This window comes from Streptomyces vastus (assembly GCF_039532825.1).
Taxonomy (GTDB): domain Bacteria; phylum Actinomycetota; class Actinomycetes; order Streptomycetales; family Streptomycetaceae; genus Streptomyces; species Streptomyces vastus.
On sequence record NZ_BAAASJ010000026.1, the window covers coordinates 110909 to 125146 of the forward strand.

Annotated in this window: 10 protein-coding genes and 2 pseudogenes; 8 read left to right on the forward strand and 4 right to left on the reverse strand. The window is 69.6% G+C overall.

All coding sequences use genetic code 11. From position 1 onward, the window contains the following. Positions 1-214: 214 nt before the first annotated feature. Positions 215-1186 (reverse strand): annotated as a pseudogene (locus ABD357_RS12225) (extracellular catalytic domain type 1 short-chain-length polyhydroxyalkanoate depolymerase); the annotation flags it as partial. A gap of 325 nt (positions 1187-1511) precedes the next feature. Between ABD357_RS12225 and kdpF the strand changes: the two are divergent. Genes kdpF through ABD357_RS12250 form a run of 5 tightly spaced genes read left to right on the forward strand, consistent with a single transcriptional unit; the run spans position 1512 to position 6843 of the window. Beyond that, positions 1512-1616: a K(+)-transporting ATPase subunit F gene (kdpF, locus tag ABD357_RS12230; RefSeq protein WP_344389734.1), complete on the forward strand. Its 105-nt coding sequence runs from the start codon at positions 1512-1514 to the stop codon at positions 1614-1616. Positions 1617-1624: 8 nt separating this feature from the next. Next, on the forward strand, positions 1625-3289 hold the full coding sequence (gene kdpA, locus ABD357_RS12235; RefSeq protein WP_344389735.1) for a potassium-transporting ATPase subunit KdpA: 1665 nt from the start codon (positions 1625-1627) through the stop codon (positions 3287-3289). Positions 3290-3348: 59 nt separating this feature from the next. Further along, a complete protein-coding gene (gene kdpB / locus ABD357_RS12240) occupies positions 3349-5448 on the forward strand; it encodes a potassium-transporting ATPase subunit KdpB (protein ID WP_344389765.1) in 2100 nt (699 codons plus the stop codon). A 24-nt stretch (positions 5449-5472) separates the two neighbouring features. Next, the gene (locus ABD357_RS12245) at positions 5473-6105 is read left to right on the forward strand and encodes a potassium-transporting ATPase subunit C (protein WP_344389736.1); all 633 of its coding nucleotides are present in this window, start codon (positions 5473-5475) and stop codon (positions 6103-6105) included. Between the two features lie 45 nt (positions 6106-6150). Beyond that, positions 6151-6843 (forward strand): response regulator, encoded by a 693-nt coding sequence (locus tag ABD357_RS12250; RefSeq protein WP_344389738.1) that lies wholly within the window; start codon positions 6151-6153, stop codon positions 6841-6843. Between the two features lie 92 nt (positions 6844-6935). Here the strand turns inward: ABD357_RS12250 and ABD357_RS12255 are convergent, their stop codons facing one another. Both ABD357_RS12255 and ABD357_RS12260 read right to left on the reverse strand, forming a co-directional pair. Next, positions 6936-8198, reverse strand: coding sequence for a PP2C family protein-serine/threonine phosphatase (locus ABD357_RS12255; RefSeq protein WP_425584826.1), 1263 nt, complete (start codon positions 8196-8198; stop codon positions 6936-6938). A gap of 134 nt (positions 8199-8332) precedes the next feature. Next, positions 8333-9091 carry an IclR family transcriptional regulator gene (locus ABD357_RS12260; protein ID WP_344389739.1) on the reverse strand — a complete coding sequence of 253 codons (759 nt, stop codon included), beginning with the start codon at positions 9089-9091 and terminating at the stop codon, positions 8333-8335. A 406-nt stretch (positions 9092-9497) separates the two neighbouring features. Here ABD357_RS12260 and ABD357_RS12265 point away from each other — a divergent pair, with 406 nt between their 5' ends. After that, positions 9498-10733, forward strand: a complete 1236-nt coding sequence (locus ABD357_RS12265; protein ID WP_344389740.1) for a globin domain-containing protein — start codon at positions 9498-9500, stop codon at positions 10731-10733. 25 nt (positions 10734-10758) lie between these two features. On the opposite strand, the gene ABD357_RS12270 is transcribed toward ABD357_RS12265, so the two are convergent. Continuing rightward, positions 10759-11988 carry a PP2C family protein-serine/threonine phosphatase gene (locus ABD357_RS12270; RefSeq protein ID WP_344389741.1) on the reverse strand — a complete coding sequence of 410 codons (1230 nt, stop codon included), beginning with the start codon at positions 11986-11988 and terminating at the stop codon, positions 10759-10761. Positions 11989-12403: 415 nt separating this feature from the next. On the opposite strand from ABD357_RS12270, the pseudogene ABD357_RS12275 reads away from it, so the two are divergent. Next, positions 12404-13086 (forward strand): annotated as a pseudogene (locus ABD357_RS12275) (response regulator). A gap of 117 nt (positions 13087-13203) precedes the next feature. Next, complete coding sequence (locus ABD357_RS12280) at positions 13204-13986, forward strand: polysaccharide lyase family 7 protein (protein WP_344389742.1); 783 nt, start codon at positions 13204-13206, stop codon at positions 13984-13986. Positions 13987-14238: the final 252 nt, after the last annotated feature.

Consider the following 14238-nt stretch of genomic DNA (forward strand, 5'->3'; position numbering starts at 1 on the left):
CGAACGCCGATACGGCGAGTGACGCTACGCGGCAGTAGCGTTCCCGAACGAGCCCGTCCGACGCGCACTGCGCGCGCCCACAAGTTCCTTACGCGTATCGGCAAGTTGGGGGTGTGCTCCCGGCTCTAGGGTCGTGCCACCGAGAGCTCCCGCCCAGGGCCGATCCTGAGCCCGGCCCGGGGCGGGCACTTTCACTGGAGCCGCGCGGGGCTCAGCCGTCCAGGCCGAAGAACGTGATCACGCGGCTCCCCATGCCCCACGTGTACAGGTTGTGGCCGACGCCCTGGAGACTGATGGCCTCGACCTGGGCCTGGTCACCGGTGGAGCCGTAGCGGGTACGGGTCCAGCCCGCCTGTGGAGAGTCGGTGTGGGACGGCGTCTGGCCGAGCCCGTGCACGTTCGTCCACTGCTTGATCTCCTCCCCGAAGTTGGGGTAGCGCAGGACGTCGTCCTCGGTGCCGTGCCAGAGCTGCATACGCGGACGGGGCCCGTTGTAGCCCGGATGGGCGCCGCGGACCAGGTCGCCCCACGCCTGCGGAGTGCGGATGAGGTTGCCGCCTGAGCAGTCGCTGTTCCACTCGGACCCGTTGGTGGTGGCGAAACAGGCGAACGGCACGCCCGCGAACGCGGCGCCCGCCGCGAACACGTCCGGGTAGTCGCCGAGCAGGACGTTCGTCATCATCGCGCCGGAGGAGATGCCGGTGGCGAAGATCCGGTCGGTGTCCGCGGCGTAGGTGCGGGTGACCCAGTCGACCATGGACTTGATGCCGACCGGGTCGCTGCCGCCGTCCCGGCGCAGCGCCTGGGGCGAGGAGACGTCGAAGCACTTGCTGGTGCGGGTGACGGACGGGTAGATCACGACGAAGCCGTGACGGTCGGCCAACTGGGCGTACTCGGTGCCGGAGTACATCGCCGGACCGGAGCCCGTGCAGTAGTGCACGGCTACCAGAACCGCCGGGTTGGGGGCGACGTTGTCCGGGACGTACAGGTACATCTGGAGGTTGCTGGGGTTGGTGCCGAAGTTGGTGATCTCGGTGAGGGCGGCGGTGGGGGCGGCTTCGGCGGAAGCCTCCGAACGGCCGGTCCGGGTGTCCGCAATGACCGCCCCCGCCGACGGGACGGCGGCGCCGAAGACACCCAACAACCCAAGGATCAGGCCGCTCACGAGCACACGCGTACGCGGAATCCTCACGACTTGCCCCTCTCACGAAGGAGCCCCCGGGGCATCGTGACATGGACACGTCTTTTATGGAAGCGCTCCCACGCGGGCGTTCGGGCTCGCCTTGCCGCGTGCTCAGCCGTAAGAGAAGCGTCAAAGGCGTATGCGTCGGCGTATGGGACCCGTCAACGGCGGCCGGATCCGGTCGGAGCGGGGGTTTCCTCGAAGCGTCATGTTCATCCCCGCATTCCGTACCTCATCCAGGAGCTCCGATGGCCGACGTGGCTTTCGTCGTCACCACGATCGCGGTGTTCGCGTTGGTGGCGCTCATCGCCAAGGGAGTGGCGAAGCTGTGACCGCCGAGGCTGTATTCATCGGTTGGGGCGTCGGCCTGGTCGTGGCCGTCGCCCTGCTGGGCTATCTCGTCCTCGCGCTGATCTTCCCGGAGAGGTTCTGACGCCCGACATGAGCCCCGAACTTGCCGGTGTGCTCCAGCTGCTCGCGCTCATCGCGGCGCTGGCGCTGGCCTACCGACCCCTCGGCGACCACATGGCCCGGGTCTACTCCTCCGACAAGCACCTGCGCGTCGAGAAGTGGATCTACCGGGGCATCGGCGCCAACCCGAACACCGAGATGCGCTGGCTCGCGTACCTGCGCGGCGTGCTGGCCTTCTCCGCGGTGAGCGTGCTCTTCCTGTACGTCCTGCAGCGCGTCCAGGGCAGTCTGCCCGGCTCGCTCGGCTTCGCCTCGATCGACCCGGACCAGGCGTTCAGCACCGCCGCGTCGTTCGTGTCGAACACCAACTGGCAGTCGTACTCCGGCGAGCAGGCCATGGGCCACGTCGTGCAGACCGGCGGTCTGGCCGTGCAGAACTTCGTCTCCTCGGCCGTCGGCATCGCGGTGGCGGTGGCGCTCGTACGAGGCTTCGCGCGGTCCCGTACCGGTGAACTCGGCAACTTCTGGGCCGACATGGTGCGTGGCGTCGTACGTATTCTGCTGCCGCTCTCCGTGGTCGCCGCCATCGTGCTCGTCGCGTGTGGTGCCATCCAGAACTTCTCCGGCATTCATGAAGTCGGACAGTTCATGGGGGGCAGCCAACAGTGGAACGGTGGCGCGGTCGCCTCCCAGGAAGCCGTCAAGGAGATCGGCACCAACGGCGGCGGCTACTTCAACGCCAACTCCGCCCACCCCTTCGAGAACCCCGGCCCCTTCTCGAACCTCTTCGAGATCTTCCTGCTCCTGCTGATCCCGTTCTCGCTGACGCGGACCTTCGGCCGCATGGTCGGCTCGCTGCGGCAGGGGTACGCGATCCTCGCCACGATGGCCACCATCTGGATCGGCTTCATCTGCCTGATGTGGTGGACCGAATTCGCCCACCACGGCACGGCGTTCGAGATCGCCGGCGGTGCCATGGAGGGCAAGGAGCAGCGCTTCGGTATCGGCGCCTCGTCGATCTTCTCGATCTCCACGACGCTGACCTCCACGGGCGCGGTGGACTCCTTCCACTCGTCCAACACCGGCCTGGGCGGCGGCCTGAACCTGCTGGGCATGCAGCTCGGCGAGATCGCGCCCGGCGGTGTCGGCTCCGGTCTCTACGGCATGCTGATCATGGCGATCATCGCGGTGTTCATCGCGGGGCTCATGGTGGGCCGTACGCCCGAATACCTCGGCAAGAAGATCGGCACCCGCCAGATCAAGCTGGCGGCCTGCTACATCCTCATCACCCCGGCGCTGGTGCTCGTCTTCACCGCCTTCGCGATGGCGCTGCCCACCCCGGCCAACTCGATGACCAACAGCGGCGCGCACGGATTCTCCGAGATCCTGTACGCCTACACGTCCGGCGCCAACAACAACGGCTCGGCCTTCGCCGGTCTGAACGCGGACACGCAGTGGTTCAACACCACGATCGGGCTCGCGATGCTGCTGGGCCGCTTCCTGCCGATGGTGTTCGTCCTGGCGCTGGCGGGCTCGCTCGCCGAGCAGACGCCGGTGCCGGCCACCGCGGGCACCCTGCGGACCGAAAAGCCGCTGTTCACCGGGCTTTTGGTGGGCGCGATCCTGATCATCACCGGTCTGACCTACTTCCCGGCACTTGCGCTGGGCCCGCTCGCCGAAGGGCTGGCGACATGACCGCTGACATCACGAAGCAGAAGAAGCTGAAGCAGCGAGACGCCGAAAAAGAGGACTCGATGTCCACTGTCACTCCGACCCGCGCGCCGCACAGCGATGTGCCGACCGGGCACAAGGGTTCCTCGGAAGGGCGCGTAGGCGCGGGTCTGTTCGACCCCGAGCAGCTGGTCAGGTCGCTGCCGAACGCCTGCCGCAAGCTCGACCCGCGGGTGATGGTCAAGTCCCCTGTGATGTTCGTGGTCTTGGTCGGTTCCGTACTGACGACCGTGTTCTCCTTCAAGGACCCGGGCGACTGGTTCGGCTGGACGATCAGCGCCTGGCTCTGGCTTACCGTGATCTTCGCCAACCTGGCGGAGGCGGTGGCCGAGGGCCGCGGCAAGGCGCAGGCGGACACCCTGCGCAAGGCCAAGACCGGCACCGTCGCCCGGCGGCTCGTGGGCGGCCGTGAGGAGCAGGTGCCCGGCACGGAACTGTGTATCGGCGACCTGGTGGTCTGCGGGGCGGGCGATGTCATCCCCGGTGACGGTGATGTCGTCGAGGGTGTCGCGAGCGTCGACGAGTCGGCGATCACGGGGGAGTCGGCGCCGGTCATCCGTGAGTCCGGCGGCGACCGCAGCGCCGTCACCGGGGGTACGAAGGTCCTCTCCGACCGCATCGTCATCAAGATCACGACGAAGCCGGGCGAGACCTTCATCGACCGCATGATCAACCTCGTCGAGGGCGCGGCCCGGCAGAAGACGCCCAACGAGATCGCGCTGAACATCCTGCTCGCCTCGCTGACGATCATCTTCCTGCTTGCGGTGGCCACGCTGCCGCCGTTCGCGGACTACGCGGGCACGCACCTCACGATGGTCGTGCTGGTGGCCCTCCTGGTGTGCCTGATCCCCACCACGATCGGCGCGCTGCTCTCCGCCATCGGTATCGCGGGCATGGACCGGCTGGTCCAGCGCAACGTACTCGCCATGTCAGGAAGGGCAGTCGAGGCGGCGGGCGATGTGTCGACCCTCCTCCTCGACAAGACCGGCACCATCACGCTCGGCAACCGGCAGGCCGCCGAGTTCCTGCCGGTGAGCGGCACCACCGAGGCCCAGGTCGCGGACGCCGCCCAGCTCTCCTCGCTGGCCGACGAGACGCCCGAGGGCCGCTCCATCGTCGTACTGGCGAAGGAGAAGTACGGGCTGCGGGAGCGGCACCAGGGCGAGTTGACGCAGGCGGAGTGGATCGCCTTCACCGCGCAGACCCGGATGTCCGGTGTGGACGTGGACGGGCGCAAGGTCCGCAAGGGCGCGGCCGGTTCGGTCATGGCCTGGGTCCGGGAGCAGGGCGCAACCGTCGCGGACGACGCCGACACGCTCGCCGACCGTATCTCCGAAACGGGCGGTACGCCGCTGCTCGTGGCCGTCCAGGACGCGGACGGGGCACGGGTGCTGGGCGTGATCCACCTCAAGGACGTGGTCAAGGAGGGCATGCGGGAGCGGTTCGAGGAACTGCGCCGTATGGGCATCAAGACCGTCATGATCACGGGCGACAACCCGCTGACCGCCAAGGCGATCGCGGACGAGGCGGGCGTCGACGACTTCCTCGCGGAGGCCACTCCCGAGGACAAGATGGCGCTGATCAAGCGCGAGCAGGCCGGCGGCAAGCTCGTCGCCATGACGGGTGACGGCACGAACGACGCGCCCGCCCTCGCACAGGCGGACGTCGGCGTCGCGATGAACACGGGCACGTCGGCCGCCAAGGAGGCCGGCAACATGGTCGACCTCGACTCCAACCCGACCAAGCTCATCGAGATCGTCGAGATCGGCAAGCAACTCCTCATCACCCGGGGCGCGTTGACGACGTTCTCGATCGCCAACGATGTGGCGAAGTACTTCGCGATCATCCCCGCGCTGTTCGCGGCGGTCTATCCGGGCCTGAACACGCTCAACATCATGCAGTTGTCCTCGCCGGACTCCGCGATCCTCTCCGCGGTCGTCTTCAACGCGCTGATCATCATCGCGCTCGTACCGCTCGCCCTGCGCGGGGTGCAGTACCGGCCGATGAGCGCGGACAAGATGCTCCGACGCAATCTCGGGATCTACGGCCTCGGCGGGCTGATCGCCCCCTTCATAGGCATCAAGATCATCGACCTGCTCATCTCCCTCATCCCCGGGCTGTAACTACTGAAGGCGTGCTGATCGGCTATGAACAACTCGGTTACGAACACGGCCCGGTTGCTGGGGGCGGGGCTGCGGGCGCTGCTCGTACTGACGCTGGTGTGCGGTGTGCTGTACCCGCTGGCCGTCACCGGTGTCGCCCAGGCGCTGTTCAACGACAAGGCGAACGGCTCGGAGATCAAGGCGGACGGCAAGGTCGTCGGCTCCTCGCTCATCGGCCAGCAGGGTTACAGCCTCGACTACTTCCAGCCCCGGCCTGCCAACGGGCTCGGCACCAACAGCGTCAACACGCAGTACAAGCTGATCCTGTCCGGCGCGACCAACCGCGCCGGTGACAACCCCGAACTCATCAAGTGGGTCCGGGAGGCCAAGGCCAAGGTCGTCAAGGACAACTCGACGGCGGACTACAAGGTGCGGCCCTCCCGGGTTCCCGCCGACGCGGTCACCTCCTCCGGCTCGGGCCTCGACCCGGACATCTCCCCGGCGTACGCGGACCTTCAGGTCCACCGTGTTGCCGAGCGGAACGGGCTGTCCGCCGCCCAGGTCCAGAAGCTGGTGGATGAGCACACCGAAGGCCGCATCCTCGGCTTCATGGGCGAGTTCCGCGTCAACGTCCTGGAACTCAACATCGCGCTCAAGGAACTCGTGGCGAAGGGCTGACGCCCGACAGGAAAGCCCCCGATACGAAAGGAAGGGCGCACGCCGATGACGCGGGTACTGGTGGTCGAGGACGACCCACAGCTCGTGCGGGCCCTCGTGATCAACATGCAGGTCCGCCGGTACGGCGTCGACCCGGCCCCCGACGGCGCCACCGCCCTCAGGCTCGCCGTCACGCGCCGGCCCGACGTGGTCGTACTCGACCTGGGGCTGCCGGACATGGACGGGGTGGACGTCATCAAGGCCCTGCGCGGCTGGACCCGCGTACCCATCCTGGTGCTGTCCGCGCGCCGGGCCTCCGACGAGAAGGTGGCCGCTCTGGACGCGGGCGCCGATGACTACATGACCAAGCCGTTCAGCATGGGTGAACTGCTGGCCCGGCTGCGGGCCGCCGTCCGCCGTACGGAGGCCGTGGCGCCCGAGACCGTCGAGGTGACCACGGAGGACTTCACCCTCGACCTGGTCGCCAAGAAGGCGACGCGCGCCGGACGTGACGTACGTCTGACGCCCACGGAGTGGCATCTGCTGGAGATCCTGGTCAGCAATTCTGGCCGCCTCATCACGCAGAAGCAGCTGCTTCAGGAGGTGTGGGGCGCCTCGCAGAGCAACAAGACCAACTACCTGCGCGTCTACATGGCCCAGCTCCGGCGGAAGTTGGAGGCCGATCCCGCCCATCCCCGCTATCTCATCACCGAACCCGGCATGGGTTACCGCTTCGAGCGCCGAGACTTCGAGAGCTGAGACGACATCATGGGACGCGGCAGACTTCGGGCGTGCTTGCGTTGCCGGCGGCGCCGGTGGGGCGACGGCTGAGGCGGACGTTTCGGCTGTGGTTATGCCGTAGCAGGGTCGGTGCCGCGACCCGTGCCCTCGGCGGAGGACCGGGCGTGGGGCGGGACGGAGCGCGAGCTGCCCGGGGTGTGCGCTGCCGACTCGGGAACCGTTGTCGTCTCGGCAGCCGTCGGCTTGCGGAGCAGCAGCAAGGCCGCGTCGTCGTGCAGGTCGCCGCCCACGTGGGTGAGCAGTTCGTCGTGGAGGGCTGTGAGGGTGCGGGCCGGGTTGTCGGTCAGGTGCCGTTCCAGGCCTTTGGCCAGGGGGTAGAAGTCGCGGTTGTGGTCCCGGGCCTCTGTGACGCCGTCTGTGTAGAGCAGCAGTTGGTCTCCGTCCGTGAAGGGCAGGACCTGGAGGCCGGGGGCCTCACCGGTGAGGGCTCGCAGGCCCAGGGGCGGGGTCGGGTGCGTGGGGTCGACCGGGGCCACGTCGCCGTCGCGTACCAGCAGCGGAGGTGCGTGGCCGCAGTTGACCACCTCCAGGCGGCCTTCGCGGGGGTAACCGGCGACGACGACGGTGACGAAGTCGTCGGAGCCCAGGTTGCGCGCCAGGCTCCGCTCGATCCTGTCGACGACGGCGAGGAGATCGGGTTCGTCGTAGGCGGCCTCGCGGAAGATGCCGACCACGAGGGAGGCGGTTCCCACGGCCGGCAGGCCCTTGCCTCGCACATCGCCGACGATCAGGCGCACCCCGTACGGCGTCGGCACCAGCGCGTAGAGGTCGCCGCCGATACGGGCCTCCGCCGCCGCGGCGCTGTAGCGGACGGCCGTCTGGAACGGGCCGACCGTCGACGGTATGGGCTTGAGCAGCGCATGCTGGGCGGCCTCCGCCACCGAGCGCACGGCGGCGAGCACCTTCTCCCGGCGCCCGCGCAGCGCGCTGGCCAGGGCGCTCGCCAAGGTGACGGCCGCCAGGGCGGACAGCACGACGACCAGCTCATGCCACGGCACACCGTCACGGATGCCGAGTGCGGTGCCCAGCACCACGGCGAGGAGACCGACCCCCAGGACCCCGCACGGCCCGCTGGTGGTGGCGGCCAGCGCCGGCCCGGCGGCCAGCAGCGGCAGCCAGATCATTCCCGAACCGCCGAGGAGACCGACGAGCACGATGACGGAGACGACCAGCACGGGCAGTACGGCCGTACTCGCGGCCACGTGCACGGTGGCGCGTAGCCGGGCCTTCGCCCCGGGACTGGCCACTCGGTTACTGAACGGCCGTATCGGCCAGTGGTAGTGGTCGCCACCGTGGTGTCGGGCCTGAGTCATATGGTGTCCGCAGTCCTCACCTGTCGCGGGGTGTACCCCCTGAAATGTCTGTTTGATCCAGGAAACGGCCTGGGTGGGGGGCGCCGCAAGGAGCGCGATTTCAGATGGTGAGCACAGGACCCCGGTCTCCCCGGTCACTTGGTGAGCGAAAGACTCCTGGTCACACGGCTCGCGGTCGGGATCAGCCGCGCCCGGATCTCCTCGAGCCGGGACAGCCGGTTCTTCGGCAGCGAGACGCCGAGTGAGCCGAGCGTGTTCCCGCTGTAGACCGGCACCGCGACACAGACCGTGCCGAGTGTGTACTCCTCCAGGTCCGTGACGGCCGGGGCCACGGGCGAGGAGTCGACGCGCCGGAGCAGTTCCGGAGGGCTGGTGATGGTACGGGGCGTGAGGTCGGACAGGGTGTGCCGGGACAGGTACTCCTTGCGGGACTCGTCGTCCAGTTCCCGCAGCACGGACTTGCCCAGCGCGGTGGCGTGTCCGGCGTCCTCGAAGCCCACCCAGAGATCGACCCGGGGCGCCCGGGGACCGTCGACGATCTCGGCGACCCGGATCTCGCCGTCCTCGTAGAAGGTGAGGTAGGCGGCGGTCGAGAACTCGTCCCGCAGCGCCGCGAGGGTCGGACGGACCCGGCTGAGCAGCGCCTGCCCGCGGCCCGCGGTGTGCAGCGTCTGCAGCTTGTCGCCCAGGATGAAGCCGCCGTCGTCCAGCTTCCGCACGTATCCGTCGTGGACCAGAGTCCGCAGCAGGTGGTACGCGGTGGCCAGCGGCAGCTCCGTCTCCCGCGCCAACTGCTTCGCCGGCGCCCCGTTCGCACGCGCACTCACCGCCTCCAACAGCCGCAGCGCCCGCTGCACGGAGCCGATGAGCGTAGGGCCCTCACCACCAGCCATAGGAACAGCGTGCGCCCGGCACACGGCTTGGGCAACACTCGCGCCCCTGCGGCGGCGCCCCCTTGCGGGCGCCGCCGCAGGGGCGCGGGGAACTGCGCGACAAGCCACAACGGACCCGCACTCGCCCACGAACCGAACCCACCCTCCCGGTAGGCGCGCCCGCCCAACCGCCGGAGGCAACCCGTCTAGGGCCGGTCGGCCCTGATCTGGGCCGGGCCTTTGGGCCGGAGGCCCTCTCTCCTGGGGCCGGAGGTCCCCGCTTGGGGCGCCGGGCCCCGTTACCCGGCGAAACGGCCCTCTCCGCTTGCTATACAGGATCAGCGACGCCAAGTCCGCAATATCGCAGCCGAGTTCATCTCAGCTTCGCTACCCCCTCGTTCCCCCTGTCCCGTTGCTGGGAGGCTTCATGCTGTCCGCAGAGTCCGCCGCTGTCATACGGGCCACCCTTCCCGTGGTGGCCGAGTCGCTCGATGAGATCACCACCCGCTTCTATGGCGCGATGTTCCGCGACCGGCCCGAACTGCTCGACGGCATGTTCAACCGGGGCAACCAGGCCAGCGGGGCCCAGCGCCGCGCCCTGGCCGGTTCCATCGCGGGCTTCGCGACCGCGCTGCTCGCCGATCCCGAGGCCCGGCCGGACGCGCTGCTGGCGCGGATCGCCCACAAGCACACCGCGGTCGGGGTCACCGAGGACCAGTACGTGATCGTGCACAAGTACCTGTTCGGCGCTATCGCCGAGGTGCTGGGCGACGCGGTCACCCCCGAGGTGGCCGCCGCCTGGGACGAGGTCTACTGGCTGATGGCCGGTGCCCTCATCGCCCGTGAGGCGCTGCTGTACCAGGAGGCGGGCGTACGGCCGGGAGAGATCTGGCGGCAGTGGACGGTCGTCGAACGCCACGAGGAGACGGCGGACGTGGCCTCCTTCCTGCTCCGCCCCGCCGACGGCGAGCCGGCTCCCCGGGCCCGCGCGGGCCAGTACGTCAGCGTCCGGGTGCGCATGCCGGACGGAGTGCGCCAGCTGCGCCAGTACAGCCTGTCCTCCGACCCGGGCGGCGACCTGCGCCGTATCACCGTCAAGCGGGTCGCGGGCGACGACGGCTCCCCGGACGGCGAGGTCTCCACGCTCCTGCACCAGCGGATACGGCCCGGCGACGAACTCACCCTCTCCGCACCGTTCGGCGACGTGGTGCTCGACGAGGACGACACCCCGGTGGTCCTGGTCTCCGCGGGCATCGGATGCACCCCGATGGTGGGCATGCTCGACCGGCTCGCGGCGACCGGCTCCGACCGGCCCGTACTGGTCCTGCACGCCGACCGCTCCCCGGCCGAGCACGCCCTGCGTGCTCAGACGCGGTCGCTGGCCGCGCGACTGCCGCGGGCCGGCACCCGCTTCTGGTACGAGCAGCCCGGCCCCGGCAACACGGCCCCCGGTGACCGTTTCGGCCTCATGGACCTCGCCGGGGTCGACATCCCGGCCGACGCCACGGTCTATCTGTGCGGCCCGCTGCCGTTCATGCGCACCGTACGCACGCAGCTTCTACGGGCTGGAATCCCCGCCCGCAACATCCGCTACGAGGTCTTCGGCCCGGACCTGTGGCTGCCGGGCACGGAGGAGGCTGCCGACACAGCCGACGCTGCCTGAGCACCATCCGCCTCTGGAGCGGCTTCTAGAGGCGGATGACGACCAGGGCCGTGTCGTCTGTGGCGCCCGTGGCCGGGAGCAGGTCCTTCAGGATGGCGTCGGCCAGGGACTCGGGGTCGGCCTGGCGGTGGCGGGTGAGGGAGTCGGCGAGGCGGGCCAGGCCGGTGTCGATGTCCTCGTGGCGGCGTTCGACCAGGCCGTCGGTGTACAGGGCCAGGGTGGCGCCGTCGAAGAAGGGCGCGCGTGCCTCAGGGCGGGGAACGGCTTCGGAGCGGGCGTCGAGCGGCGGGTCGGTGGCCTGGTCGAGGAAGGTCACGGTGCCGTCGGGGTGGAGCAGGGCGGGCGGAGGGTGGCCGGCGCAGCTGTAGGTGATGGTGTGGCTGTTCCAGTCGATGAACGTCGTCACGACGGTGGTCGATTCGGCGCCTTCGACGAAGCGGGCGTACAGGCCGAGGGCCTTCAGGGCCTGGGCCGGGCCGTTGGCCACGCGGGTGGCCGCGCTCAGCGCGCTGCGCAGCTGTCCCATGACGCAGGCGGCCGCGAGGCCGTGGCCGACGACGTCGCCGACGGCGACCGCGAGGCTGTCGCCGGGCAGCTCGACCAGGTCGTACCAGTCGCCGCACACGTTCAGGGCGCCGATGGCGGGCCGGTAGCGCACGGCCGCCCGGTGGTGCGGGAGCGGGCTGGGCGCGGGCAGCATCGCCGCCTGCAGGGCCAGCGCGACCTCGCGTTCGCGGGCGTGGGCCTGGCGCAGGCGTTCGTTGACTTCCTGCAGTTCACGGGCGCGGGTGTAGAGCTCGGCCTCCAGCACACGGGCCCGGCTGTCGTCGCCCGCGCCTCCGCGGGCGCGGATGAGTTCGGTGACCTCCTCCACCCGGTGCACGATCAGCACGACCTGCCCGCCGGAGTCGAGGACGGGCGCGTTGACCGGGCTCCAGTACCGCTCCTGCCAGTGGCCGGGCCGCTGGGGATCCTCGACGTCGTAGCGTTGCAGCGCCATGGTGTCGCGCTCGCCGGTGGCCACCGCTCGCAGCATCGACGCCTTGACGTCACGCATGCCGGTCGCGGCCGGGTCGTTGGGGTTGTCGGGAAAGACGTCGAAGATATAGCGGCCCAGCAGCTGCTCACGGGTGCGCCCGGACAGTCGCAGGAAGTCGTCGTTGGCGTCGGCGTACACAAGGTCCGGGGTGAGCAGCGCCACCATGCCGGGAAGGGCCCGGAAGACCGCCGCGTAGTCGATCTGCGGTTCCCTCATGAGCTGCCCGCCTCGGCGCCGACCGTTCAGTGTGCTTCCACGATAGAAGCGAACAGTGCGGGCGGCCCGGTCACGGAGGCCGACGGTTCCGCGCCCCTGTGGAGGCCGCAGGCCATCGGGCCACCGCCGTGTCGTTCCTACGGCGTATGGACCGCATCGCGTGTACGGCGACTTCAGCAGGCCCCTGCCGCCACAGGCACGACGACAGGCGTGGCCCCGCACGGGGAGTCTGAGGCGCTGGATCCGAGACCGGATGTGCCGCGCCGGTGGTCGAGGCGTCACCCGGTCATCGCCCGCGCCGGGAGGCACCCTCGGATGAGAACTCGTACCCGCTCAGCCTGGCGGCAGCCATCTCGTGCGCCGGGCTCCTCGCCGCCGTCGGTATCGGCCGAGGCGACGACGACGGCCCCCCGTCATCCGTCTTCCCGCCCCCGAAAGGGCCCTACGTCGCGTGCTGCGGGGCACGTTCCGGCTCCTGATCGACTCCTGCGACGACATGGAGGTGGTCGGCGAGGCCACCAACGGCCGGGAAGCGGTGGACCTCGCCCGCACCCACCGCCCCGACGTCGTCCTCATGGACATCCGCATGCCCGGCACGGACGGCCTGGCCGCCACCGCCACCACATCTGCGACGACTCCGAACTGGCGGCCACGCGGGTCCTGATCCTCACCATGTTCGAGACCGACGAGTACGTCGCCAAGGCACTGCGCGTCGGCGCCAGCGGCTTCCTCGGCAAGTACGTCACCACCGACACCCTCCTCGCCGCCATCCGCACCGTGGCCTCCGGCGAAGCCCTCTTCTCACCCGGCGCCACCCGCGCGCTCATCACCCGCTTCCTCACCGCACCCGCACCCGGCGCCCTTCTGGCACCCGCGGAACGCCTGAACGACCTCACCCCGCGCGAGCGGGAGGTCACCGCCCTCGCCGCCGAAGGCAAGTCCAACGACGAGATCGCGGAGAAACTCGTCCTGAGCGTGCTGACCGTCCGTTCCCACATCCAGCGCGCCCTGACCAAACTCGGCGCCCGCGACCGCGCCCAACTCGTCGTCATCGCTTACCAGACGGGCCTTGTACGGCCCGAATCATTCAGGCCCTGAAGCAAGTTGACGGTCTGACAGTCTCTGGCAGTCAGGGTCTCGGGGACCGGTCCCGAGCACGACGGCTTAGGGTGCGCGTCGGCCCGAACCGAACTCCCCGACCGTGAGGAACCCTCCATGCCCAGCACCCGGACCCTCGTACTGGCGGGCATCACCGCGGCAGTCTCGACCGCAGCGCTCACGCTGTCCGCGCAGGCCGACACCCCGCCCTCGTACAAGCCGGCGGCCGCCCGGTGCGCGTACCCGTCGGAGGTCCTCGACCTGACGAACTGGAAGCTGACCCTGCCCACCGGCGAGGACGAGGACCCCACCGAGATCACCCAGCCCGAGCTGGCGACCTTCTCCACAGATCCCTGGTTCCGGTCCGACGCCGCCTGTGACGCGGTCAGGTTCCGGGCCGCCGTCAACGGTGTGACGACCGGAGGCTCCAGCTACCCGCGCGCCGAGCTGCGGGAGATGACGAACGGCGGCGAGGACGAGGCCGAGTGGTCCACCACGGACGGCACGCACACGCTTGTGGTCACCGAGGCGTTCATGGAACTGCCCGAGGAGAAGCCGCACCTCGTCGGCGCCCAGGTCCACGGCGGGGACGACGACGTCACGGTCTTCCGTCTCGAAGGCAGCAAGCTCTACGTGACCGAGGGCGACGACCGCCACCACCACCTCGTCACCGACGACTACGAACCGGGCACCGAGTTCGAGGCCAAGTTCGTGGCGAAGGACGGGAAAATCGACGTGTACTACAACGGCGAGCTGGAGACCACGATCGAGCACGACGGAGACACCAACTACTTCAAGGCAGGCGCCTACACCCAGGCCAACTGCGACAACTCCGACCCGTGCGACAAGGGGAACCACGGCGAGGTCCGCATCTCCGCCATCAAGGTCACCCACTCCTGACGGGCGGACAGGGCGGACAGGGTGGTCGGTCTTGCCGCCGCTCTTGCCGTCTTCTCCGGGGCGATCTCCTCGATCAGGCCCTCGACCAGGGTGGGAGGTGTACGTCGTCAAGGCCGACGCCGGCTCCCTGGCCAAGCAGGTCAGGGGCCGGCCCTGATCGTCTTCATCGGCAGGTGGGATTCGAGGCGGAGGACGGCGGGCGGGCCGCTGAGCCTGCCCATCCCCGAACGCATCGTCTGCCCGGACGTCAGG